Here is a 22,940-nt window from a genome sequence, read left to right as displayed (position 1 = left end):
CCTTCCTCGGGGCGAGCGGAGCTCGCCGACGGTCAGGAGACCTTGTCGACCTTCAGCATGTAGCCGAAGCCGCGCTTGGTCTGGATGAGCGACTCCGACGTGTGCGGGTCGATCTTGCGGCGCAGGTAGGAGATGTAGCTCTCCACGATGCCGGCGTCGCCGTTGAAGTCGTACTCCCACACGTGGTCGAGGATCTGCGCCTTCGACAGCACGCGGTTGGGGTTCAGCATGAGGTAGCGGAGGAGCTTGAACTCGGTCGGGCTGAGATCGATCTGCTCGTCGCCCACGTACACGTCGTGGGTGTCCTGATCCATCGTCAGCTCGCCGGCGCGGATGACCGACTCCTCCTCGTCGGTCTGCATCGTGCGGCGCAGCACCGCCTGGATGCGGGCGACGATCTCGTCGAGGCTGAAGGGCTTGGTCACGTAGTCGTCGCCGCCGACGTTGAGACCCTTGATCTTGTCCTCGGTCTCGTCCTTCGCCGTGAGGAAGATGATCGGAGCCGTGTAGCCGGCGTCGCGCAGGCGCTTGGTGACGCTGAACCCGTTCATGTCGGGCAGCATCACGTCGAGCACGATGAGGTCGGGCTCCTCCTCCAGCACGGCGGAGATGGTCTGGGCTCCGTTGGACACGGTCCGAACCTGGAACCCGGCGAAACGCAGGCTCTGGGAGAGCAGGTCGCGGATGTTCGGCTCGTCGTCGACGACCAGGATGCGCGGTGCGGTCATGACCCCATTATGTCGCCGTCGGACGGGGGCGGGTGGGCAATGGCGCGCCTTCCGCCCGAATCCGCCCGTCGCGGCGGAGCGTCACGCGGCCTCGAGGCGCTCCGCGTCGAGGATCGTGTAGCTGTAGCCCTGCTCGGCGAGGAAGCGCTGGCGGTTCTGCGCGAAGTCCTGGTCGACGGTGTCGCGCGCGATGAGCGTGTAGAAGCTCGCGGTGAGGCCGCTCTGCTTCGGGCGGAGGAGCCGGCCGAGCCGCTGCGCCTCCTCCTGGCGGGATCCGAACGAGCCGGACACCTGGACGGCCACCGACGCCTCGGGGAGGTCGACCGAGAAGTTCGCCACCTTCGACACGACCAGGAGTTTCACCTCGCCGGCCCGGAACGCGCTGAACAGCCGCTCGCGCTCGTCGACGGGCGTGGCGCCGGTGATCTTCGGCGCCCCCAGCGCGTCGGCGAGCTCGTCGAGCTGGTCGAGGTACTGCCCGATCACGAGCACCTGCTCGTCGGCGTGCTGGGCGAGGATGCGGCGGACGGCGTCGATCTTCGCCGGTGCGGTCGCCGCCAGCCGATAGCGCTCGTCGTCGGCCGCCGCCGCGTACTCGAGCCGCTCGGAGGCCGGGAGGTCGACGCGCACCTCGTAGCAGGCGGCGGGGGAGATGAAGCCCTGCGCCTCGATCTCCTTCCACGGGGCGTCGAACCGCTTGGGGCCGATGAGGCTGAACACGTCGCCCTCACGCCCGTCCTCGCGCACGAGGGTCGCAGTGAGGCCGAGGCGACGGCGCGCCTGCAGGTCGGCGGTGAGCTTGAACACCGGCGCGGGGAGGAGGTGCACCTCGTCGTAGACGACGAGCCCCCAGTCCAGGGCGTCGAGGAGCGACAGGTGCGCGTACTCGCCCTTCCGCTTGGAGGTGAGGATCTGGTACGTCGCGATCGTGACGGGCTTGATCTCCTTGGACTGCCCGGAGTACTCGCCGATCTCCTCGGCCGTGAGCGTGGTGCGGCGCAGCAGCTCGTCGCGCCACTGCCGGGCGGAGACGGTGTTCGTCACGAGGATGAGCGTCGTCGTCCCGGTCGCCGCCATCGCGCCGGCGCCCACGAGCGTCTTGCCCGCACCGCACGGGAGCACGACGACGCCGGAGCCGTCTGCTCGGAACGTGTCGACGGCCATCCGCTGGTAGGGGCGGAGCTCCCAGTCGTCCTCGCGCAGCGAGATGGGATGCGGGGTGCCGGGCGTGTAGCCGGCGCGGTCTTCCGCGGGCCAGCCGATCTTCAGCAGCTCCTGCTTGATCTGCCCGCGGGCCCACGCCTCGACGACGAAGGAGTCTTCGGCCGGCTGCGCCAGGAGCAGCGGCTGGATGCGCTTGCTGCGGGACACCTCGGTGAGCACGGCGCGGTCGGTGGACGTCAGACGCAGGCGTCCCTCGTCATCGCGGTCGATGACGAGACGGCCGTACCGCTCCACGGTCTCGCGCAGATCCGTGCTGACCGAGGGCGGAACGGGGAACCGCGACCACCGCTCAAGGGTGGCCAGCATGTCGTCGGCGGTGTGGCCGGCGGCGCGAGCGTTCCAGAGCCCGAGTCGCGTCACGCGGTAGGTGTGGATGTGCTCGGGAGCCCGCTCGAGCTCGGCGAACACGGCGAGCTCGTGACGGGCCGTCTCGGCGTCGCGATGGGCGACCTCGAGGAGCACCGTGCGGTCGCTCTGGACGATGAGGGGGCCGTCGGACATAGCTGACCATCCTACCGGCGGGATGGCGGCGCGGCTCGGGGCGGGTCCGTCACGTCGGACCTCCCCCCGTGGGCGCCGTCAGGCCGGACGCACGGAGCGGATGAGCGCGACCGGCAGCGTGCGCTCGACGTCGGCTGCGCGGTCCCGTCCGCGGAGCCGTCCGCCCGCCATCCCCGAGGCCTCGAGCGTGAACTCGCGCACCGCTCCGTCCGGCATCGCAACCGCCACGACCACCAGCGCCCGTGCGCGGACGGCCGACTCGAGCTCGCGCTCGAGCCATGCCGCCTCGGCATCCTCGCCGTGCGCGGCCCGGAGCCGTGCGATGAGCGGATCGAACCGGCTGGAGGCGGTGTCGTTCGGCGGCGGGGCCGCGTGCCCGTGGCGCAGCGGAACCGGCGCCCCGCTCTCGTCGACGGCCACGGCCGGATACCGGGCCTCGGCCAGCGCACGGGCGACGGCGTCGCGGGAGATGCGCGTCCGCAGCGCGCCGCCCGCACGTACGAGCGCGATCGGCTGCAGCGCCTGGTCCACGGCGATGGTCTCGAGGATGCGCGGGTCGACGCTCGTCACCAGCGTCCTGCCGTCGTCGGGGTCCGTGCGCACCTGCACGAGCCCGTGACGCTCGGCGGCGCGCGAGAGCAGGTAGTCGAGGGGCTGCGGGATGCCGGTGAGCGACAGCTCGGAGAGGAATGCGCGGATGGCCTCGGCCGTCTCGCCGGCGGCCAGCGCGGTCGAGAGGGTGGCTTCGCTGAAGCGGTAGGTGGATGCCTGCGCATGGGTCTCCCGTGTCGCCATGCCGCGCAGCCGGACCTCGAGCGCCGGTACGAGCGGACCGGGGGAGATCGCCGTGAGATCGTTCTGCAGGAACACTCGATCGACCTCGCCGGGGAGGAGCGCGACGAGCGCGGAGGCGTCCGGCGCCGTGCCCTCGCGCAGGGGACGCGCCCAGGCCGTCTCCGCTGCGTCGAACTCGAGGAGCTCGCCGAGCCCGAGGAGGACGCCGAGACGCAGCCAGGTCGTCGCGCTCTCCGGCCAGCTCGGATCGAGAGGATAGGCCCCGGCCCATGCCGCAGGCGGCAGCCAGCCCCCTGCCGGCGATCGCACTCCCTCGGGAAGCGCGTCGCGCCATCCGCCCGTCAGCCTCTCCCAGCGCACCCGGGTGTCCGCTTGGACCCAGTCGGCTCCGGCCGCGGTCACCACCCACGCGCGCTCGAGGGCGTGCAGGAGCCCCGCGACCTCGCCGAGCCGGACCAGGTCGTCGAGCTCGTCGGCGTCTCGCGCCACCTCCTCCTGCAGCAGGCGCCGCCGGTCGGCCGCGGCCACCGATCCGCTCCCCACCCGCGTGAGCGGAGTCGAGAGGGCCGCGACGAGCACGTCAGCGAGGGCCGACAGGGTCGTGAAGGCGCGCTCGGCCGCACGCGCGCTCGCCGCGTCGTCCGCGAGGCGCGGCGGCGGGGCGTCGGCGGGCGCGAGGTCGACATCGGCGAGAGCGGCCGCCACCCGGGGGAGGGCGCGGCCATCCGCCCCGACGAGTGACGCGGCCACCGCGCCGCCCTGGACCGGGCGACCGCCCGCGAGGGCCGCGAGGACGCCTCGCGGCAGGAGCCGCAGGGCCGACGCGATCGACTCCGGCGCGAGCAGGGCCTCCGCAGCATCGAAGAAGTCGTGCCATCCCACCTGCGGCTGGATGCGCCGGGCGGTGAGGAGCGCACGCAGGTCGGCGTCGGAGAGAGCGGCCAGCTGCTCAGCCAGCTCGCGCGCCTCGCCGCCGCTCATGCGTCAGCTCCCGCGGGAGACGCGTCCCCTTCGCACGAAGCTCGTGATGAGCAGCGTGAGGAGCAGGAGGAAGGCGACGATCGGGCCGATCAGCTGGACCAGGAAGACCACCGGCCACGCCCCGCCGGAGAAGTCGGTCACGCCGGCCCACGTGGCGATCATGACCGAGAGGAAGCAGCCGATGGAGAGGACGACGACGCCCAGCGACGCGAACGCGAGGATGCGGTCGATGCGGCGGACCGCCGGCTGCGGGTTGGGGTGGGTGCTCATCCTCACCAGGATAGTGGCACCGCGCTAGGCTGGCGGGGAGGGATCGGACGACCCCTCTCTCTACGTCCAGCCGCATCAGCGAGGTTCACATGCCCACCGGCAAGGTCAGGTTCTACGACGACGACAAGGGCTTCGGCTTCATCACGTCGGACGACGGACACGACGACGTGTTCCTGCACGCGAGCGCCCTCCCCGCGGGCGCCGTGGTCAAGGCGGGCACGCGTCTGGAGTTCGGCATCGCGGATGGCCGCAAGGGTCCGCAGGCGCTCTCCGTCCGCGTGCTCGAGGCCCCGCCCAGCCTCGCGAAGGCCGCACGGAAGAACGCCGACGACATGGCGGTCATCGTCGAGGACCTCGTGAAGCTCCTCGACGACATCGGCGGCGACCTGCGCCGCGGCCGCTACCCCTCCTCGTCACACGGGCGCAAGGTCGCCGCGGTGCTGCGCAAGGTCGCGGACGAGCTCGATGTCTGACGCCTCCGAAGCCGGCGCCGCGCCCGACGCGCGCCTCCTCGAGGCGCACGACCTCGCCCTGGCGGCCCTCCGCGAGGTGACGCCGGCGGAGACGATCGGCGAGCCCGCCGGCTATGCCGTCGAGGAGGGCGGCGCGGTGTCGCTGCGCTTCGAGACGACGCTGAGCGGATACCCGGGCTGGCACTGGACCGTCACGCTCGCGGTCGTGGAAGACGCCGAGCCCACCGTGCTCGAGGTCGAGCTGCTCCCCGGCGATGGCGCACTGCTCGCTCCGGAGTGGGTGCCCTGGTCGGTGCGCCTGCAGGAGTACAAGGCGGCGCAGGTCGCGGCGGCGGAGGCGTCCGACGATGACGCCGAGGCCGACGACGAGGGCGACTCGGACGGCGAGGACTTCGCGGACGACCACGACGAGGACTCGGACGAGGACGACTTCGACGAGGACGGCTCGCCGATCCTGCACGCGGGCGACGTCGACGGGGTCGACATCGACGAGCTCGACGACGAGGACTCCGACGGCTCGGACGACGACGAGTCGGACGACGAGGAGTCGGACGATGACGACGACGAATCGGATGATGACGAGTCGGACGATGACGACCGGTGGGATCGCGAGAGCGACGACTGAGACGTCCCCCACGACGAGAAACGCCCCGGTCGACGGCCGGGGCGTTTCTCGTGGCAGAGCTCAGCGGTGCTCGAGCACGAAGTCGAGGCAGCGGGTGAGCTGACGCACGTCGTCGGGCTCGACCGAGACGAAGGTCGCCACGCGCAGCTGGTTGCGCCCGAGCTTGCGGTAGGGCTCCGTGTCGACCACGCCGTTCGCGCGCAGGGTCTTCGAGATCTCGGCCGCGTCGACGCTGTCGTCGAAGTCGATCGTGACGACGACGGGGGAGCGGTGCGCGACGTCGGCGACGAAGGGCGTCGCGACGTCCGACGCCTCCGCCCACGAGTAGAGGATGTCCGAGGACTCCGCCGTGCGGGCACCCGCCCACTGCAGGCCGCCGTTCTGGAGGATCCAGCCGAGCTGGGAGTCCAGGAGGTGCAGCGTCGCGAGCGCGGGGGTGTTCAGCGTCTGCTGCTTGCGCGAGTTGTCCACCGCGTTCCAGAGGCTGAGGAACTCGGGGATGTAGCGGTCGCTCGCGTGGACGCGCTCGACCCGTTCGATCGCGGCGGGAGACATCGCTGCGAACCAGAGCCCGCCATCCGACCCGAGGTTCTTCTGCGGAGCGAAGTAGTAGACGTCCGTCTCGGTCACATCGAAGTCGATGCCGCCGGCCGCGCTCGTCGCGTCGATGACCGTCAGCGCACCGGCGTCGCCGGCGACGCGCCGGACGGGCGCGGAGACGCCCGTGGACGTCTCGTTGTGCGGCCACGCGTAGACATCGACGCCGGCGACCGCCTCCGCGTCGCACCGCGTGCCGGGCTCGGCGCGGCGCACGTCGGGGGCCGCGAGCCAGGGGGCCCCCGCCGCCTTGGCGAACTTGCCGCCGAACTCCCCGAAGACGAGGTTCTGGCTGCGCCGCTCGATGAGACCGAACGCCGCGGCGTCCCAGAAGGCCGTCGATCCGCCGTTGCCCACCACGATCTCGTAGCCGTCGGGCAGGCGGAGCAGCTGCGCGAGACGCTCGCGCACCTCCGCGACGAGGTTCTTCACGGGAGCCTGGCGGTGCGACGTGCCCAGCAGCGACGATCCCGCCGCGGCGAGGGCGGCCACCTGCTCGGGGCGCACCTTCGAGGGGCCGCAGCCGAACCGGCCGTCGGAGGGGAGGAGATCGGCGGGGATCGTGAGCGTCATGGTGCTCATCCTAGAACGAGGCCTCCGCGGCCCCCGGCCCGCCGTGGTCGCAGGGCGGATGGCTAGGATTGCGCCAGACGCAGACGGAGGATCGATGACCGACCTGATCGACACCACGGAGATGTACCTCCGCACCATCCTCGACCTCGAGGAGGAGGAGATCGTGCCGCTGCGCGCGCGCATCTCGGAGCGGCTCGGGCACTCGGGTCCCACGGTGTCGCAGACGGTCGCGCGCATGGAGCGCGACGGTCTCGTCGTGGTCGCGGAGGACCGACGGCTGCGGCTGACCGATGACGGTCGTGCCAAGGCCGTCGAGGTCATGCGCAAGCACCGCCTCGCGGAGCGGCTGCTGTCCGACGTCATCGGCCTCGACTGGGCCTACGTGCACGACGAGGCCTGCCGGTGGGAGCACGTCATGAGCGAGCAGGTCGAGCGCCGGCTCGTCGAGCTCCTCGGGTACCCGACCGAGTCGCCGTACGGCAACCCCATCCCCGGCCTGGAGCAGCTGGGCGAGTTCGCGATCGAACGCGAGCATCAGGGCGTCGTGGGCCTCGTCCGCCTGCTGGACGAGAAGGGCGGCCCGGTCTCCGGCACCGTCCGCCGCCTCGCGGAGTCGGCGCAGGTGGATCCCGAGCTGCTGCAGCAGCTGCGTCAGGCGGGCGTCGTGCCGGGCGCGCAGGGCGACTTCCGCTACAGCGAGGGGTACGTCCTCGTGCAGATGGCCGGGGTCGCCGAAGCGCTCGAGCTGCCGGTCGAGATCGCCTCGCACGTCTTCCTCGTCGACGACCACGCCTGAGCACCGGCCGGGAGCCCGCTCGGGAGCGTGACATTCTCGTTATCTTCCGTTACCTTTGAGCGATGCCCGGGTCCCTGATCCCGGGTCGCTCCGTGAGAAATCGCCTCTCCGGCTCGTCGTTCTGACGGAGTGGAACTGTGCCCCGAACCAGTTCTGACGAGTCGGCGCTCCCTGGCGCGAGGCGACGGAGGAGAACAGACTTGGCAGAGAACCCCGTGTCCGACGGTGCCCCCGACACCGTCGAGACCTCTCAGACGAACGCCCCCGCCGCGAGCGGCCCGGTTGTGATGTCGCGCAGGGACGTGCGCCGGATGGAGCGGGCCGCGCTGCGCGCAGCAGCCCCGAAGGTGAAGCCCGTGCGCACCGTCGGCACGCTGGCGGCCGTGCTCGCGCTGATCGCCGGCGTGGCGGTTCCCGCTTACGCCGCGACGCAGCCCTCCGCCGAGACGGTGTCCTTGCAGGACGCCGCCGAGAGCGAGGCGCAGTCGATCGCGGTGGACGCCGCGGTCCAGACCGCCCCCCTGGGCGGGGCCGCGTATTCCGCGACCACCCCCGAGGAGATCGAGCAGGCGAAGGCCGAGGCGGCGGCAGCGGCCGCAGCCGAGCGCGCACGCGAGCAGGCCGAGCAGGCGGCCGCGGAGCAGCAGCAGCAGGCCGAGGCGCAGCAGCAGCAGCAGGCGCAGGTGCAGCCCGCGCAGCCGCAGGCGCCGCAGGCCCCGCAGACGCAGACCTACGAGGCACCCGCGCGGAACGCGAGCGGCATCTGCCCGCTGCCCGCCGGTTCCTACTACGTCAGCCGCTCGGTCAGCTCCGGGCACGAGGGCGCCGACATGGTCGCCCCTGCTATGACTCCGATCTATGCGGTGAAGCCCGGCCGGGTCATCACCTCGCAGGAGGCGCTCGGAGGTTGGGGCGTCGTCGTCGCGATCGATCACGGCGACGGCACCACCTCGCTCTACGGGCACATGACCTATGGCACCCGCCAGGTTCAGGTCGGCGACACCGTCTCCGCCGGCCAGATCATCGGCTACGTCGGATCGACCGGACACTCGACCGCGAACCACCTGCACATCGAGTACCGCATTAACGGCGCGATCGTCGACCCGCTGAGCTACCTCCCCATCTGAGCGCATCCGCTCCCGCAGAGCGCCCGGCACCTCCACGGTGCCGGGCGCTCTGCGCATGCCGGACGTCGCTCGCACGCCCCGAGGCGTTCTTCTCCGATTCGCCCGCGACACGCCCGGGATGCGCTACTCTGACCCTGTCGCCGAGAAGGGCGGAGGAGCCGATGGAGCGAACACCTCGCATTCACCCCATGAATGCGCTCGGTCGTCACGTCCTCCGGCATCGTGTGCACGTGCGCCTCGGCACCGCCGTGGCCATTCGAGGGCGCTGTCCATGAGACGGCGCCCTTCTTCGTGCCCCCCTCTGCTCGATCGGAGCGGCCGCAGTTCGAATGCCCGGAAGCCGTCCGGGTGGCGTCGAAGGGAACGATGATGCGGACACTGGTTCTCAACGCGGGCTACGAGCCCCTCGCGGTCGTCTCGTTCAAGCGAGCCCTCGTGCTCGTGATGAACGAGAAGGCCACGGTTCTCGAGTGTGTGGAGGGGGAGCCGGTGTGGGCAGCGAGAGCGGTGTTCGAGCGGCCCGCGGTGATCGTGTTGACGCGCTACGTGAGAGTGCCCGGCACTCGTCGGGTGCCGGCGACCAGGCGCGGCGTGCTGCGACGCGACGCGTTCCGATGCGGCTACTGCGGGGCAGCGGCCTCCACGATCGACCACGTCATGCCGCGTTCGCGAGGCGGGCGCGACACGTGGGAGAACCTCGTGGCGTGCTGTCTCCGCTGCAACAACGTCAAGAGCGACCGCACTCCCCAGGAGATGGGGTGGGAGCTCCGGTTCGCGCTGGGTGCTCCGCGCGGCGGCGCGTGGACGGTGCGCGGCACCGAGCGGGCAGACCCGAGGTGGGAGCCGTATCTCGCGCTCGCGGCCTGAGCTGTCGGACTCGGGTCGAGCTGTCGGTGCCCCCGACTGGACTCGAACCAGCGACGCACGGTTTAGGAAACCGACGCTCTATCCACTGAGCTACGGGGGCGTGTGCGCTCCAGCTTATCGGGCGCGGGCAGCACGACGGCGCCGCCCGTGGGCGGCGCCGTCGTCGTCACGCTCAGTGCTGCTGCAGGCCGAGTGCGAAGCGCACGCCGTCCGGCGTCATCTCCGCGTCGAGAACCTTGTCGTCGAGCTCCGCCGCGGCGTCGCCCGGCAGGAAGACCCGGGCGACGCCGGAATCCACCACGGCGTCCGCGGGCTCGGGGGTGGGGGCGATGCTGAGGGTGTATCCCTCGGCCGAAGCGCTGGACCCGTCGATGCGCAGGCCACCCGTGGCGGGAGCCGGGGACTGGTCGACGATCGTGCGGACGGCGGTCTGGGCGTTCTCGGTGAGTGTGAGCATCGGGCTCTCCTTCCGTCGGGCCAGCCACGATGCCGAGATCGACCGCGGTGCGCAAGCCGGAGACGACGAAGCGGCGCCGATTCACACGGAATGCACATGCGCATCCCGTGCGGGTCGGCGCCGCCGTCGCGGGCTGCGGTCAGTGGGCTGCTTCGTATGCCTCGAGCACATTCGCCGGAACACGGCCGCGCTCGGAGACGGAGTAGCCGTTCTCCTTCGCCCATTCGCGCACCGGTCCGTAATCCGTCTGGCCGGAACGACGGCGCGGCGTGCGCGACGAGTTCTGTGCCGAAGCGCCGCCGCCGACACGGCGACCGGCCGAGATGTAGCGCTCGAAGAGCGAGCGGAATTCCGCGGCGTTCTGCGCGGTCAGGTCGATCTCGTAGCTCTTGCCGTCCAGGGCGAACGTGACGGTCTCGCCTTCGCCGGCGTCGAGCACGCTGTTATCGAGGTCGTCCACGAGCTGATGAATGATCTTTCGAGCCATGCCGTAAATGTAGCGCAGAAATAATGCGACGCCGTGCGACTATTCCGGAATTCCCAGCGGGCCTCTCAGGGCAGAATTCCCGCCCTGCGTGCTTTCGCCACCGCCGCCCACCGCGTCGACACGTCGAGTTTCGCCATCGCGGCACCGAGATAGGCCTTCACCGTGGCTTCTCGAAGACCGAGTTGCGTCGCGATATCGCCATTCGTGGCCCCCAACGCGGCGCACGCGAGCACGTCCGTCTCGCGTGGTGAGAGCCGGACCGGCGGCTCCTCGGACGAGGCACTCGCGGCCATCCCGGAGAGACCGGCGAGGCGGCGTTCGACCTGCTCGAGGCGGGAGCGCAGGGGACCGTCGGCGACGGACGCGGCGATGCGGCGGAGCTCGGCGTAGGTCTCGCGGAGCTCCTCCTGGTGCGCAGGCGGCAGCGCCGGCGCCGGGTGGGACAGCGTGTTGCGCGCCGGCGGCGCCTCGGCGGCGGCCGCATCCTGCGCGTCGAGCTCTGCGAGCCGCCGGCCGAGCCGTGCGGCCACGTCGACGGCGGGCGCGGCGGCGACGCCGCCCACCTCCCACTGCGACCAGGCCGCCGCGTACAGCACACCGCGCGCGCGTCCGGCGACGACGACGGGCACTGCCAAGAGCGTGCCGATGCCCTCCCCGAGGATGTAGCGGTCGTAGTCGTGCGTGATCTGCTTCGCTGTCCGGTAGTCGCTGGCGAGGCGCGGCCGCAGCTCGGTGATGGCTCGGCCGCCGAGGCCCCGCTCGGGGCGCACCGCGAGTCCGTCGAGTGCTCCCGTGCGCGCGCCGCGGATGGCGGTGATGGCGACTTCGCCGCCACGGAGGATGCCGCCGAACGCGACGGGGAAGCCGGTGCGGCGGGTGAGGTCGCCCACGGCGTCGGAGACGAGTGCGCGCTCATCTGGGCTGAGCTGCTGCGGCGCTGCCTGCACGGGTCGAGTACCTACTTTCGGGGGTGACGACGGCTCCGTCGCATTCCGTAGCGTCGAAGATATCACCGGCGAGTTGCCGGGGCCGTGCTGCGACGACGCAGTGCGAAGGGAACCATGCGGCAAGGAGGCCTCATGACCGATTCTCCTGGCGGCGTCTCAGCGACGACGTCGATCGATTACATCGCGGTGGAGGAATCACCGCGATTCCGCGAACTCAAGCGCACACAGCGGAGCTTCGTGTTCCCGCTCGCGGTGTTCTTCCTCGTCTGGTATTTCGCCTACGTCGTCGCGGCCGGGTTCTTCCCCGAATTCATGGGGCAGCGCGTCGCGGGGGATATCACCGTCGGGCTGCTTCTCGGGCTCGGGCAATTCGTGACCACTTTCGCGATCACGATGGGGTACGTCGCATTCGCCAATCGCCGTCTCGACCCGATCTCCGCGGAGATGCGGGCGGACCTCGAGAGCCGGGAGATCGGCGCATGAACCGCGTGCTGCTCGCGCAGGCGCCAGAGCAGATGGAGAACAATCCGGTGCTCAACATCAGCGTGTTCGGCGCCTTCGTCGCCATCACGCTGTTCATCGTCATCCGGGCCAGCCGCAACAACAAGACCGCCGCCGACTTCTACGCGGGCGGGCGCTCCTTCAGCGGGCCGCAGAACGGCTTCGCGATCGCAGGCGACTACCTCTCGGCCGCGTCGTTCCTCGGCATCGTCGGAGCCATCGCTCTCAACGGGTACGACGGCTTCCTCTACTCGATCGGCTTCCTGGTGGCCTGGCTCGTCGCCCTGCTGCTCGTCGCAGAGCTCATGCGCAACACCGGCAAGTTCACGATGGCCGACGTGCTGTCGTTCCGCCTGAAGCAGCGGCCGGTGCGGATGGCCGCCGCCATCACCACGCTCGCGGTGTGCCTGTTCTACCTCCTCGCGCAGATGTCGGGAGCGGGCGGTCTCGTCTCGCTCCTCCTCGGCGTCGGCGACCGGGTCGGGCAGTCCGTGGTGATCGCCGTGGTCGGCGTGCTCATGGTCGCGTACGTGCTCATCGGCGGCATGAAGGGCACGACCTGGGTGCAGATCGTCAAGGCGTTCCTCCTCATCGGAGGCGCCATCGCCATGGCCATCTGGGTTCTCGCCGAGTACGGGTTCGACTTCAACGGCGTGCTCGAGGCGGCGGTGGCCGCTTCCGCTTCGGGAGACGCGATCCTCGCTCCCGGACTGCAGTACGGCGCGAAGCCACTGGACTTCCTGTCCCTCGGCATGGCGCTCGTCCTCGGCACCGCCGGCCTGCCGCACGTGCTGATGCGGTTCTACACGGTCCCCACCGCGAAGGAGGCCCGGCGCTCGGTGGTCTGGGCGATCTGGCTCATCGGCCTGTTCTACCTGCTCACCCTCGTGCTCGGCTACGGCGCGGGCGCTCTGGTTGGCGCCGAGACCATCGCGGCGGCTCCCGGCGGCGTGAACTCGGCGGCTCCGCTGCTCGCACAGGCGCTCGGCGGGCCCGTCCTCATGGGGTTCATCTCGGCGGTCGCGTTCGCGACGATCCTCGCTGTCGTCGCGGGGCTCACGATCACCGCGGCGACCTCGTTCGCGCACGACATCTACGCGAACGTCATCAAGAAGGGGCAGGTCGAGGGCGACGGCGAGGTAAAGATCGCCCGCATCACGGTGCTCGTCATCGGCGCGCTCGCGATCGTGGGCGGGATCGGCGTGCAGGGGCAGAACGTGGCGTTCCTCGTCGCGCTGGCCTTTGCCGTGGCGGCATCCGCGAACCTCCCCACCATCCTGTACTCGCTGTTCTGGCGACGCTTCACCACCCGTGGCGCCGTCTGGAGCATGTACGGCGGTCTCGGCACGGCACTCGTGCTGATCGTGCTGTCGCCGGTGTTCTCGAGCACGGAGACGAGCGTCTTCCCGGGCGCCGACTTCGCGGTCTGGCCGCTGAGCAACCCCGGAATCGTCTCCATCCCGGTGGGCTTCCTGCTCGGATGGATCGGCTCGCTCACCTCCCGCCGTGCGGAGGACCCTCGCCTGGCGGCGGAGATGGAGGTCCGCTCGCTCACCGGCTTCGGCGCTGAGAAGGCCGCACAGCACTGACGCGAGGAAGGGCGTCGGCGCCGCGGCCTACACGCGGCGCCGACGCCCTCGTCATGCCGACTCCTCGTCCTGCTCGAGTTCGAGGAGGTGGCGCTTGACGTCGATGTCGGATCCGTATCCGCCGATCGTGCCGTCCGCGTGGATCACGCGGTGCACGGGCACGACGAGCGAGAAGGGCGACGTGCGGCAGGCGGTGCCCACCGCCCTCGCCGCCCGAGGGCGACCAGCCAGCGCGGCCACCTCGCCGTAGCTCGCGGTCGTCCCGTACGGGATGTCGCAGACCACCGCCAGCGCCTCCCGGGTGAAGCCGTTGGCGAGGCGCCAGTCGAGAGTCAGGTCGAAGCGGCGACGCTCGCCCTGGAAGTAGCCCTCGAGCTGCGCGGCGAGGTCCTCGACGGCTTCCGAGTCGTCGTCGGGAAGGAGCGCGCCGCGCAGCTCGCGGGAGACGGACTCGAGGGCCTCGTGCGGCTCTGCGCGGACGCGCAGGGCGACCAGGCCCTCATCGGAGAACGCCGCCATCGCATCGCCGACGGGCGTCGGGAGCATCGCGTATCGGAAGGTCATGGGCCAATCCTCACGCGCCGGGAGGCGGGCAGAGGCATCTCCACCGTCCCGAGGCGCGAAACGCCGCGCGACAGGGCCTGTGCACGAGACGTGGCCGCGCATTTCCGCGAAACTCCGGTGCGCGCGGAGGACTTTGAGCACGGCCCGCCTACCCTGGCACGTGTGCTGCCCGCAGAAGACGACGCCATGGAGAACCTCAGGCTCGCGCCCGTGACGCCTGCGGATCTCCGTATCGCGGATCCCGACGTCTCGGTCGCGCATGTCGCTGAGGCCGAACGCGAGCGCGTGCGCGCGCTCGCCGCCCAGCTGGGCGGTCGATCGCCGCTGCTGCGCTACCGACCCTCCTCGGAGTCCGGGATCGAGATCACCAAGGCTCATCCGGGGAGCCTGCCGCAGTTCATCACCGGCCGTTCGACGCTGCTGTCGAACCTCTTCCGCGACGAGGTCGCGCTGCGCACCGCGCGGCTGGCCGCCGAGCGCATCACCGCGAAGAACCTCGAGCTGCGCACGGTCCGCGGGATCGACGCCGTCCGCCTGGCCGTGGGGCTGGCCGGCTGGCGAGTGGGGGACGAGGAGTTCGTCGCCCCCGTCCTCCTGCGCCCCCTGGCCATCCGCCGGCACCACTCGGACTTCGAGCTGAAGCTGCACGGCCGGTTCCGCGTGAACCCCGAGCTCGTCCGCATCGCGCAGGACCACTTCGGCATCGAGCTGGACGGCGACGAGCTCGCCGACCTCGCCTATGACGAGGGCGTGTTCAAGCCGCAGCCCGTGCTCGACCGGCTGCGCGGGCTGGCCGCGCACGTCGACACGTTCAGCGTGAAGCCGCGCCTCATCGTCTCGACCTTCGCCGAAGTGGGCGAGGTGATGGTGCGGGACATGACGAAGCTCGACCACCCGCTCCTCAACGCGCTCGGCGGGCACCCCGACGACCTGGCGCAGGTGACGGCCGAGCGACCCGCCCCCGCGCTCGCGCATCCCGACGAGCGTGCCCCCGCCGCCGACACGATGCTGCTGGACGCCGATGCCGAGCAGGAGCGCGTGCTCTCGCGCATCACCGCCGGGCACTCGCTCACCGTGCACACTCTGCCCGGCACCGGCGGCACGCAGACGGTCATCAACGCCGTGGGCGCCCTCGTGCGCGACGGCAAGCGCGTGCTCGTCGTCAGCGCGCGGCGCTCCACGCTCGAGGGCATCCGCCACCGGCTCGCCGGTATCGGCCTCGAGGGCCTCGCCGTGTCGCCCACCGACCTGCGACGCGACCTCATCCGCGCCATCGGCCGGAACGAGAAGGCCACGCAGCCGAAGGTGTCGGACATCGACGACGCGCTCGTGCGGCTGCGCTCCGTGCTGCGCGACTACCGGCACGCGCTCACCCGCGTGCACCCCGGGCTCGGCGTCTCCGTGCTCGAGACCACGCGCACCCTCACGAAGCTCGCCGCCCTCCCGACGCCGCCGTCCACGACTGCCCGTCTGGGCATCCGCGCGCTCGAGCAGCTCGCCGGCGACCGTTCGAAGGCGGCCTCGACGCTCGCGCTCGCCGCGCGCCTGGGCGAGTTCCGCGTCGGTCCTGACGACTCGCCCTGGTACGGCGTCTCGTTCTCGTCGACCGACGACGCGCGCAGCGCGCATCGGATGGCCGGCAAGCTGCACCGCACCAGCGTGCCGGAGCTCCTCGAGCGCGGGTTCGAGCTCATCTCGCAGACGCGGATGCGCCCGTTCACGACCATCGACGAGCTCGGGGAGTACCTGCGTCTCCTGCACGGCATCCGCGACTCGCTCGACCGCTTCACGCCCGTCGCCTTCGAGCGCCCGCTGACGGACATGATCAAGGCCTTCGGCGCACGGCGCGAGTCCGGTCTCACCGGCGCGCAGCGTCGGCGACTGCGCCGCCTGTCGAAGGAGTACCTCCGGCCGGGCGTGCACGTCGGCGACATGCACGAGGCGCTCACGCGCATCCAGCAGCAGCGTCAGCAGTGGCAGCAGCTCGTCGACGTCGGCACGATTCCGGAGCTGCCCCTCGGCCTCGCCGACGTGCAGGTCGAATGGCAGCGTGTGGAGGCCGAGCTCAGCGACCTCGACTCGGCGCTCGGCCGCGGCACCCGCCTGGCCTCGATGCCGGTGGAGCGCCTCGTTCGCACGCTCGCGGGCCTCGCGGCCGACTCGGACGTGTTCGAGAACATCGTCGAGCGCGCGGAGCTGCGCGCCGAGCTCTCGCGTCTGGGGCTCGAGCCGCTGCTCACCGAGCTCTCCGTGCGCCATGTCGACGAGGAACGGGTCGGCGAGGAGCTGGAGTTCGCCTGGTGGCAGTCGGTGCTCGAGCACCTGCTGCAGACCGACCGCGCGCTGCTCGGTGCGAACACGTCGGTCGTCGACCGGCTCGAGCGCGACTTCCGACTCGTCGACGAGGCCCACGCCGCGGCTTCCGGGCCCCTGCTGGCCTGGCAGCTCGCGACGCAGTGGAAGATCGGGATCGTCGACGAGCCCGGCGAGGCCGACAGCCTGAAGCGCGCCCTGACGCGCGGCGACATCACGCCGCAGGTGCTCGGACGGATCGCACCGACCCTGTCGCGAGTGATCGCGCCGGTCTGGATCGCCTCGCCCTACGACGTGCCCCTCATCCCGGACACCCCTGACTTCGACGTCGTGCTGCTCGCCGACGCCGGAGCGATCGGCCTCGCCGAAGCGACCCCGGCCATGCGCCGCGCCCGCCAGGTCGTCGCCTTCGGCGACCCGGTGACGCAGCGTCCCGTGCCCTTCTCGGTTGCCGTCCTCGAGACGCCGCCTGCACAGACCGAGTCGACCAGCGCGTTCGAGCGTCTCGCGGAGGTGCTGCCGGTCGAGACGCTCACCCGCAGCTATCGCGCGGGCGGGGAGGACCTCGTGGACCTCGTCAACGACGCGTTCTACGGCGGCGAGATCGTGTCGCTGCCGTGGGCAGGCTCGTACCTCGGCCGCGGCAGCCTCTCAGTCGACTACGTCGAGGGCGGCTTCGGCGCCCCCGACCCCGAGAGCGGAGCGGTGGAGAGCCCCGACGCGGAGGTGCAGCGCGTGGTGACGCTCGTCGTCGAGCACGCGGTGAACCGCCCGAACGAGTCGCTCATGATCGTCACGGCGAGCCGCCGGCACGCCGAGCGGGTCCGGTCGGCCGTCACCACCGCGTTCGCCGGCCGCTCCGATGTCGCCGATTTCGTCTCCCGCGACACCACCGAGCCGCTGACGGTCCTCACGCTCGAGGAGTCGGTCGCGGAGAGCCGGGACCGCGTCATCTTCTCCCTCGGCTACGGCGTCACCAAGCACGGCCGCGTGCTGAGCGACTTCGGCGACCTGTCGACCCCGGATGGCGAGCGGCTGCTCACCGTCGGCATGACCCGCGCCCGCCGGTCGATGATCATCGTGTCGTCCATCCGGCCCGAGGCCGACGACGGGCGTCTCGAGCACGGTGCGGCCATCCTCATGAGCGTGCTCGCCCGGGCGAACGAGCGCGGTCGCCAGGCGCGACGCGAGGACGACGCCGACCCGCTCACCCGCGTGCTCGCGCGCGAGCTGAGGAAGCTCGGGGTCGCGGTCGACGTGGACTACCACGGGATGCTCCCGCTCGTCGCCCAGCGCAGCGGCAAGGCCGTCGTGGTCGAGAGCGACCCGGAGTCGCGGGATGCCTCGCTGCGCGAGTCGCTGCGGCTTCGTCCGCACGCGCTGCGCCGACTGGGATGGCACTACGTGCGGGTGCACGCGTTCGACCTCTACAGCGACCCGGCCGCTGTCGCACAGCGCATCGCCGCCGTCCTCGGCGTGTCCGCGGACACGCCGCGCGTCGACTCCGACACCGAGCCGCTCGCGTTCTGATGGCCGAGGAGCCGCGCCAGCGCGTCGTGCGCGTGGCGGGAGCACGTCGCGCGCGCCTGACGCGGGTGGAGGGGACGCTCGCCGACGCGGACGCCGAGGCGACGCTGCGCTCGGCCGACGACGCGAGCGCCGCCCGCCCGTCGACGGCGGAGCGGGGGCCGAACGACGAGCGGCTGCGGCGGGACGTGCCGCCGCACTGGTGAGCGCTGCGCTCTGGACCGCTACCGGTCGGAACGCTGCGCGAGCAGGTCGCGGATCTCCGTGAGGAGCTGCTCCTGGGTGGGAGCGGGCACGGCCTCCTCCACGACACCGGCGCGGGCCTTCCGCATCTCGTTGACCTTGTTCATCGGCAGCACGATGACGAAGTAGACCGCGGCCGCGACCACGAGGAAGTTGATCACCGCGGCGAGCACAGCGCCGAATGCGAACGTCGCGGATGTCGACTCGCCCCCGAGCAGCGTCGGCACGGTGACCTGCAGGGCGTCCTGAAGGCTCGAGGCGTCGAAGAAGAGCGCGATCAGCGGGTTGATGAGCGCCTCGACGAGGACGGTGACGATCGCGTTGAACGCCGTGCCGATGACGACGGCGACCGCGAGCTCGACGACGTTCCCGCGCAGGATGAAGTCGCGAAAGCCCTGAAGCATGTTCTCTCCCTGCTGCCGACGAAGCCGGCGGATGCTGGAACCGCCCGGCGTCAGGAGCCGGAGGCGGCGGGAGCGACTGCCGCCCCCGATGACGGTGCGGCCGGGGCGGAGGTGCCCGCGGAGCCGCTCGACGACGAACGCGAGTCGGTGCGGTAGAAGCCGGAGCCGTTGAACGTCACGCCGATGGAGCCATACTGCTTGCGGAGGACCCCCGCGCACTCCGGGCACTCGGTGAGCGACGGGTCGCTGAAGGCCTGGACGGCGTCGAAGCGGTGGCCGCAGGCGGTGCAGGCGTAGGCGTACGTGGGCATGTGTCCTCGTTCGGGTCTCGAAGCGGATGGCCGGGGTCGTCAGCCCGCGAAGTCGACGATCCTCGTGGGGGTCACCACGCCGTCGACGGGCTGATCGTGCAGCTCGCGCGGGACGCGATCGACCAACTCCGAATCATAGATCACCGCATAGACCGGGGGCCTGTGCGCCATCGAGCCGAGCGTCTTGTCGTAGAAGCCGCGACCCCACCCCATCCGGAGGCCCTCGCCATCCACCGCCGATGCGGGGACGATGAGCAGGTCGACGTCGTTCACCGCGATCGGACCGAGCACCTCGCCGACCGCCTCGGGAACGCCGTACGCGCTCTCGATCTCCCGGCCATCCGTCCGTGCGACGGTCCAGTCGAGGAGGCCGTCGGCGCGGGTCACGGGGAGCAGGACGCGGACGCCTCGAGCGAGCGCGGCGTCGATGAAGGCGCGGGTGTCGGGCTCGGAGGGGCTGGACAGATAGCAGGACACCGAGCGGGCGCCGACGCGCTGCACGAGGTCGTCGAGCTGGCGTCGCACGCCCTCGCTCGCGGTGTGCCGCTGCGCGTCGGTGACGTTCTGCCTGCGCTCGCGGATCTCCGCGCGCAGCGCGCGCTTGGCCTGCTCGATGTCGTCCCGCATGACCCGATCCTAGGAGCGGAGAAACGTCATCGCACGCGACGGGGGGTGTCGGCGAACGGAGAATATCGGCCGATCGCCTAGGCTGGGCCCATGGATTCACCGAAGATCAAGGCGGTCATCCCCGCCGCCGGGCTCGGGACGCGGTTCCTGCCTGCCACCAAGGCCACGCCCAAGGAGATGCTGCCGGTCGTCGACAAGCCGGCCATCCAGTACGTCGTGGAGGAGGCGGTCGCCGCCGGCATCCGCGACGTGCTCATGATCATCGGGCGCAACAAGAACGCGCTGGCCAACCACTTCGACTCCGTCCCTGAGCTCGAGAGCAACCTCGAGCGCAAGGGCGACCAGGGTCGTCTCGAGCGCGTGAAGGCGTCGAGCGACCTCGCCGACATCCACTTCGTGCGACAGGGCGACCCCAAGGGCCTCGGCCACGCCGTGCTGCGTGCGAAGGCGCACGTGGGAGACGTGCCGTTCGCGGTGCTGCTGGGTGACGACCTCATCGACGAGCGCGACGAGCTCCTCTCGACGATGATCGACGAGCAGAGCAAGCGCGGTGCGCAGATCGTCGCCCTCATGGAGGTCGACCCCGAGCACATCCACATGTACGGCTGCGCCGAGGTCGAGGCGACCGACACCGAGGGCGTCGTCCGCGTGAAGGGCCTCGTCGAGAAGCCCGCCAAGGAGGACGCGCCCTCGAACCTCGCGATCATCGGCCGTTACGTGCTGACGCCGGCGATCTTCGACGTGCTCGAGCACACCGAGCCGGGCAAGGGCGGCGAGATCCAGCTGACCGACGCGCTGCAGGAGGTGGCCGCCGACGAGGATGGCCCCGGCGTGTACGGGGTGATCTTCCGCGGCCGCCGCTACGACACCGGCGACCGGCTCGACTACATCAAGGCCATCGTGCAGCTCGCCGCCGACCGCCCCGACCTCGGCCCGGACCTGCGTCCGTGGTTCAAGGAGTTCGCGACTACGCTCTGAGCAGGTTGCTCGACACGTCGGCCGAGGAGAGTCGGATGGATAGCCAGCTCTTGCGCGAGCACGGTCCGGTCTCCATTCGACTCGTCCGTCCCAGGGACGCGCGCGTGCTGCAGCAGGAGCTGCTGTCGAACCGCACGTGGCTGCGTCCCTGGGAGGCGACCAGTCCGGAGGGCGCGGTCTCCTTCGACATGCGCGCGGGTGTCCGACGCCTGCTGCAGCAGTACCGCGACGGTGCCGGCGTGCCCATGGTGATGGAGTACGACGGCGCCGTCTGCGGTCAGCTGAACATCTGGGGGATCGCCCGCGGCTCGCTGTCCTCCGCCACCATCGGCTACTGGGTGAGCGAGCGCTACGCGGGGCGAGGCATCACGCCCACCGCGGTGGCGATGGCGACCGACCTGGCCTTCACCGAGCTCGGCCTCCACCGGATGGAGATCTGCATCCGACCGGAGAACATCCCGAGCCTCCGCATCGTGCAGAAGCTGGGCTTCCGGTACGAGGGCCTGCGCCGCCGCTACATCCACATCGACGGCGACTGGCGCGACCACTACGCCTTCGCACTCGTCCGCGAGGACGTGCACCACGGCGTGCTCGCGCGATGGCTGCGCGGCGACGTGCCCGGCGACGCCGCTGACATCCCGCCGCAGGATCTCGCCGGCTGAGCGGCTGGGCGCACGGCGCGACACGCGCGGCGCGACACGCGCGGCGCGTGGTCGAGGCGCGCGCCCCGATTCCCCTACCTTTAGAGCATGGGCGGGCAGATGCTGGGTGGGGGCGTGATCATCGCGGTCGCGGTGCTGCTGTGGATCGTGTACCTGCTGCCCACGTGGCACAGCCGGATGCGCTACAACGCCGCCGAGCGCAACGCCGTGCGCCTCAGCCAGGCGCTGCGCGTCCTCGCCGAGACGAGTGAGACGCCGGCGGAGATCCATGTCGAGCTCTCCGCGCGGGAGGCGCGGGCTCAGGAACGTCTCGTGCAGCGCATGCGCGCGGAGGAGGAGCGGCTGCGCGCCGAGCAGAACCGCATCGCGCTCGAGCGCAAGCGCCTCGAGGTGCAGGCCGACGTGGACCGCTCGCGTGAGGAGGCCGCCCTCGAACTCGAGCGTCGCCGCGCCGAGCTCGCCGCCGAAGCCGATCGCCGGCGCCGAGCCCTCGAAGCCGCCCGCCGCGATCCAGCTGTCCGCCGCGCTCGTCAGGCTCGCGCCCGACGTGCGCTGCGCCTCACTGCGACCGGGCTGCTGATGGCGAGCTTCGCGGCGATCGCGTACGGCGCGACGGCGCTCGCTCAGGGCGGGGCCGGTTGGTGGCTGGCAGGGGGAGCGGTGACCGCACTGGTCGCCATCCAGGCGCTGGCGAGGATGGCCGCGGTCGCGCGCCGCACGCGCCGCCCGGCGGCGCAGACGGTCGCCCGCGCGCCGGAGGCGGCGCCCGTGGCGATGTCCGTCCCCGTCCACCGGACCGCTCCGGTGCTTCTCGACGCGGAAGACCGCGGCTGGACACCCCGGACGCTTCCCGCGCCGCTCGCCTCCGTGTCCGGATCGCGTGCCGCGGTCGTGCTCGCGGAGGCACGCGCGCAGGAGGCGCTGCGAGCGGCCGCCCGCGAGGAGGGACTGCGCGCGCAGGCCGCGGCCGCAGCCCCCGTGTCCATCGCGACGGCTCGCCCTGCGGCCGAGCGCTCCCGCTATGCGGGCATGGGCGTGGTGGACGACGCCGAGATCGAGGCGCACGTGCGCCAGCTGCTCGCTCGCCGCGCGGCGAGCTGACGCGCGCGGTTGCCCTCGATTCGGCAACCAGCTCCTGCTCTGGTAACGTATTGCGGGTTGCAAGGGCCCATGGCGCAGTTGGTAGCGCGTCTCGTTCGCAATGAGAAGGTCGGGGGTTCGAATCCCCCTGGGTCCACACTGAGTTGAGACAGTCGGTCAGGCCCCGTCCATCGGACGGGGCCTTTCTCGTACCCCCGGACATGTGGGTGGCGACCGACCAGCGGCGTGGCGCGCCCTCGCTCCGAGACAGCGTGCGCGACACGCAGTCTCGGAGCGGGACCGCCGGGCGCGAGCGAGGATGCTGCCCGGCGGCCCGACGCGCGGGCTCGAGTGGATGCTCGGCAGCAGCCAGCGTGCGCACCCGAACGAGAGACCGCCGGCGCGACACGCCCGGGGGTTGGTTGGTTTGCGGGGGTGGGGGGCTGAGCGTAATGTTGTCTCTTGTCGCCGCCAAGCAGCGAGGTTGAGCCGGAAGGTTCCCCGCCCCAGGTCAGCGACGAACACAAAACATAACTCCCCGGTTCGAGGCTTCTGGTCTTGGTGCTGGGGGTGGATGGTTGCCCCGGAGGGCCACGGCGGGAGTCGTGGGGCTGGGTGCGTCTGATCCTTGAGAACTCAACAGCGTGCACTTGTCAAATGCCAAATTATCCTCGGCCTGGTCTTTGTGACTGG

24 protein-coding genes and 2 tRNA genes are annotated in these 22,940 nt (G+C 71.2%); 13 read left to right on the top strand and 13 right to left on the bottom strand.

What is annotated here, in order from left to right:
- Positions 1–32: 32 nt before the first annotated feature.
- The 4 genes from QWJ90_RS08895 to QWJ90_RS08880 all read right to left on the bottom strand — a co-directional run bounded on the left by QWJ90_RS08895 (position 33) and on the right by QWJ90_RS08880 (position 4,499).
- Positions 33–728: a response regulator transcription factor gene (locus tag QWJ90_RS08895; protein WP_156243123.1), complete on the bottom strand. Its 696-nt coding sequence runs from the start codon at positions 726–728 to the stop codon at positions 33–35.
- Positions 729–809: 81 nt separating this feature from the next.
- Positions 810–2,453 (bottom strand): DNA repair helicase XPB, encoded by a 1,644-nt coding sequence (locus QWJ90_RS08890; RefSeq protein ID WP_290107373.1) that lies wholly within the window; start codon positions 2,451–2,453, stop codon positions 810–812.
- Between the two features lie 78 nt (positions 2,454–2,531).
- Complete coding sequence (locus QWJ90_RS08885; protein WP_290107371.1) at positions 2,532–4,229, bottom strand: helicase-associated domain-containing protein; 1,698 nt, start codon at positions 4,227–4,229, stop codon at positions 2,532–2,534.
- Between the two features lie 3 nt (positions 4,230–4,232).
- Positions 4,233–4,499, bottom strand: a complete 267-nt coding sequence (locus tag QWJ90_RS08880) for a multidrug ABC transporter ATPase (protein ID WP_290107370.1) — start codon at positions 4,497–4,499, stop codon at positions 4,233–4,235.
- An 89-nt stretch (positions 4,500–4,588) separates the two neighbouring features.
- Here QWJ90_RS08880 and QWJ90_RS08875 point away from each other — a divergent pair, with 89 nt between their 5' ends.
- A complete protein-coding gene (locus QWJ90_RS08875) occupies positions 4,589–4,972 on the top strand; it encodes a cold-shock protein (RefSeq protein WP_290107369.1) in 384 nt (127 codons plus the stop codon).
- Positions 4,965–5,597 carry a DUF3027 domain-containing protein gene (locus QWJ90_RS08870; RefSeq protein WP_290107368.1) on the top strand — a complete coding sequence of 211 codons (633 nt, stop codon included), beginning with the start codon at positions 4,965–4,967 and terminating at the stop codon, positions 5,595–5,597. Before QWJ90_RS08875 ends, QWJ90_RS08870 begins: the two co-directional genes overlap by 8 nt.
- A 60-nt stretch (positions 5,598–5,657) precedes the next feature.
- On the opposite strand, the gene serC is transcribed toward QWJ90_RS08870, so the two are convergent.
- On the bottom strand, positions 5,658–6,767 hold the full coding sequence (gene serC, locus QWJ90_RS08865) for a phosphoserine transaminase (RefSeq protein ID WP_290107366.1): 1,110 nt from the start codon (positions 6,765–6,767) through the stop codon (positions 5,658–5,660).
- A gap of 94 nt (positions 6,768–6,861) precedes the next feature.
- Here serC and QWJ90_RS08860 point away from each other — a divergent pair, with 94 nt between their 5' ends.
- The 3 genes from QWJ90_RS08860 (at position 6,862) to QWJ90_RS08850 (ending at position 9,557) form a co-directional block, all read left to right on the top strand.
- Positions 6,862–7,563: a metal-dependent transcriptional regulator gene (locus QWJ90_RS08860; protein WP_290107365.1), complete on the top strand. Its 702-nt coding sequence runs from the start codon at positions 6,862–6,864 to the stop codon at positions 7,561–7,563.
- A 200-nt stretch (positions 7,564–7,763) separates the two neighbouring features.
- Entirely contained in the window at positions 7,764–8,690 is a 927-nt protein-coding gene (locus QWJ90_RS08855) for a M23 family metallopeptidase (protein WP_290107363.1), read from the top strand.
- 369 nt (positions 8,691–9,059) lie between these two features.
- Entirely contained in the window at positions 9,060–9,557 is a 498-nt protein-coding gene (locus QWJ90_RS08850; RefSeq protein WP_290107362.1) for an HNH endonuclease, read from the top strand.
- 27 nt (positions 9,558–9,584) lie between these two features.
- On the opposite strand, the gene QWJ90_RS08845 is transcribed toward QWJ90_RS08850, so the two are convergent.
- The 4 genes from QWJ90_RS08845 to QWJ90_RS08830 all read right to left on the bottom strand — a co-directional run bounded on the left by QWJ90_RS08845 (position 9,585) and on the right by QWJ90_RS08830 (position 11,448).
- A tRNA-Arg gene (locus QWJ90_RS08845) sits at positions 9,585–9,657 on the bottom strand.
- Positions 9,658–9,729: 72 nt separating this feature from the next.
- On the bottom strand, positions 9,730–10,014 hold the full coding sequence (locus QWJ90_RS08840; RefSeq protein ID WP_290107361.1) for a Fe-S cluster assembly protein HesB: 285 nt from the start codon (positions 10,012–10,014) through the stop codon (positions 9,730–9,732).
- A 139-nt stretch (positions 10,015–10,153) separates the two neighbouring features.
- Positions 10,154–10,501, bottom strand: a complete 348-nt coding sequence (locus QWJ90_RS08835) for a histone-like nucleoid-structuring protein Lsr2 (RefSeq protein WP_156243133.1) — start codon at positions 10,499–10,501, stop codon at positions 10,154–10,156.
- 65 nt (positions 10,502–10,566) lie between these two features.
- The gene (locus QWJ90_RS08830; RefSeq protein WP_290107359.1) at positions 10,567–11,448 is read right to left on the bottom strand and encodes a LuxR C-terminal-related transcriptional regulator; all 882 of its coding nucleotides are present in this window, start codon (positions 11,446–11,448) and stop codon (positions 10,567–10,569) included.
- A gap of 132 nt (positions 11,449–11,580) precedes the next feature.
- On the opposite strand from QWJ90_RS08830, the gene QWJ90_RS08825 reads away from it, so the two are divergent.
- Positions 11,581–11,931 carry a DUF485 domain-containing protein gene (locus QWJ90_RS08825; RefSeq protein ID WP_290107358.1) on the top strand — a complete coding sequence of 117 codons (351 nt, stop codon included), beginning with the start codon at positions 11,581–11,583 and terminating at the stop codon, positions 11,929–11,931.
- Positions 11,928–13,538 (top strand): solute symporter family protein, encoded by a 1,611-nt coding sequence (locus QWJ90_RS08820; RefSeq protein ID WP_290107357.1) that lies wholly within the window; start codon positions 11,928–11,930, stop codon positions 13,536–13,538. The genes QWJ90_RS08825 and QWJ90_RS08820 overlap by 4 nt, the downstream gene beginning before the upstream one ends.
- A gap of 51 nt (positions 13,539–13,589) precedes the next feature.
- Here QWJ90_RS08820 and QWJ90_RS08815 read toward each other — a convergent pair whose 3' ends face one another.
- Complete coding sequence (locus tag QWJ90_RS08815) at positions 13,590–14,102, bottom strand: methylated-DNA--[protein]-cysteine S-methyltransferase (protein WP_290107356.1); 513 nt, start codon at positions 14,100–14,102, stop codon at positions 13,590–13,592.
- A 186-nt stretch (positions 14,103–14,288) separates the two neighbouring features.
- On the opposite strand from QWJ90_RS08815, the gene QWJ90_RS08810 reads away from it, so the two are divergent.
- Together QWJ90_RS08810 and QWJ90_RS08805 are read left to right on the top strand one after the other, a co-directional pair.
- Positions 14,289–17,945, top strand: coding sequence for an AAA family ATPase (locus QWJ90_RS08810; RefSeq protein WP_290107615.1), 3,657 nt, complete (start codon positions 14,289–14,291; stop codon positions 17,943–17,945).
- Positions 17,945–18,148, top strand: coding sequence for a hypothetical protein (locus tag QWJ90_RS08805; protein ID WP_290107355.1), 204 nt, complete (start codon positions 17,945–17,947; stop codon positions 18,146–18,148). Before QWJ90_RS08810 ends, QWJ90_RS08805 begins: the two co-directional genes overlap by 1 nt.
- 18 nt (positions 18,149–18,166) lie before the next feature.
- On the opposite strand, the gene mscL is transcribed toward QWJ90_RS08805, so the two are convergent.
- Genes mscL through QWJ90_RS08790 form a run of 3 tightly spaced genes read right to left on the bottom strand, consistent with a single transcriptional unit; the run spans position 18,167 to position 19,527 of the window.
- Entirely contained in the window at positions 18,167–18,589 is a 423-nt protein-coding gene (gene mscL, locus QWJ90_RS08800) for a large conductance mechanosensitive channel protein MscL (RefSeq protein ID WP_290107354.1), read from the bottom strand.
- A 50-nt stretch (positions 18,590–18,639) separates the two neighbouring features.
- Positions 18,640–18,900, bottom strand: coding sequence for an FmdB family zinc ribbon protein (locus tag QWJ90_RS08795; protein ID WP_290107353.1), 261 nt, complete (start codon positions 18,898–18,900; stop codon positions 18,640–18,642).
- Between the two features lie 39 nt (positions 18,901–18,939).
- Complete coding sequence (locus tag QWJ90_RS08790) at positions 18,940–19,527, bottom strand: 5-formyltetrahydrofolate cyclo-ligase (protein ID WP_290107351.1); 588 nt, start codon at positions 19,525–19,527, stop codon at positions 18,940–18,942.
- A gap of 90 nt (positions 19,528–19,617) precedes the next feature.
- Here QWJ90_RS08790 and galU point away from each other — a divergent pair, with 90 nt between their 5' ends.
- The 4 genes from galU to QWJ90_RS08770 all read left to right on the top strand — a co-directional run bounded on the left by galU (position 19,618) and on the right by QWJ90_RS08770 (position 22,404).
- Entirely contained in the window at positions 19,618–20,505 is an 888-nt protein-coding gene (gene galU / locus QWJ90_RS08785) for a UTP--glucose-1-phosphate uridylyltransferase GalU (protein ID WP_290107350.1), read from the top strand.
- A gap of 35 nt (positions 20,506–20,540) precedes the next feature.
- A complete protein-coding gene (locus QWJ90_RS08780; RefSeq protein WP_290107349.1) occupies positions 20,541–21,167 on the top strand; it encodes a GNAT family N-acetyltransferase in 627 nt (208 codons plus the stop codon).
- A gap of 87 nt (positions 21,168–21,254) precedes the next feature.
- Positions 21,255–22,268 (top strand): large exoprotein, encoded by a 1,014-nt coding sequence (locus tag QWJ90_RS08775; protein WP_290107348.1) that lies wholly within the window; start codon positions 21,255–21,257, stop codon positions 22,266–22,268.
- A gap of 63 nt (positions 22,269–22,331) precedes the next feature.
- Positions 22,332–22,404: transfer RNA gene (locus QWJ90_RS08770), tRNA-Ala, on the top strand.
- The last annotated feature ends 536 nt before the right edge of the window (positions 22,405–22,940 follow it).

Origin of the sequence: Microbacterium oryzae, assembly GCF_030406385.1 — a bacterium.
Taxonomy (GTDB): domain Bacteria; phylum Actinomycetota; class Actinomycetes; order Actinomycetales; family Microbacteriaceae; genus Microbacterium; species Microbacterium oryzae_A.
The sequence above is the reverse complement of the archived record's forward strand: the minus strand, read 5'-3'. Positions and strand labels throughout refer to the sequence as shown.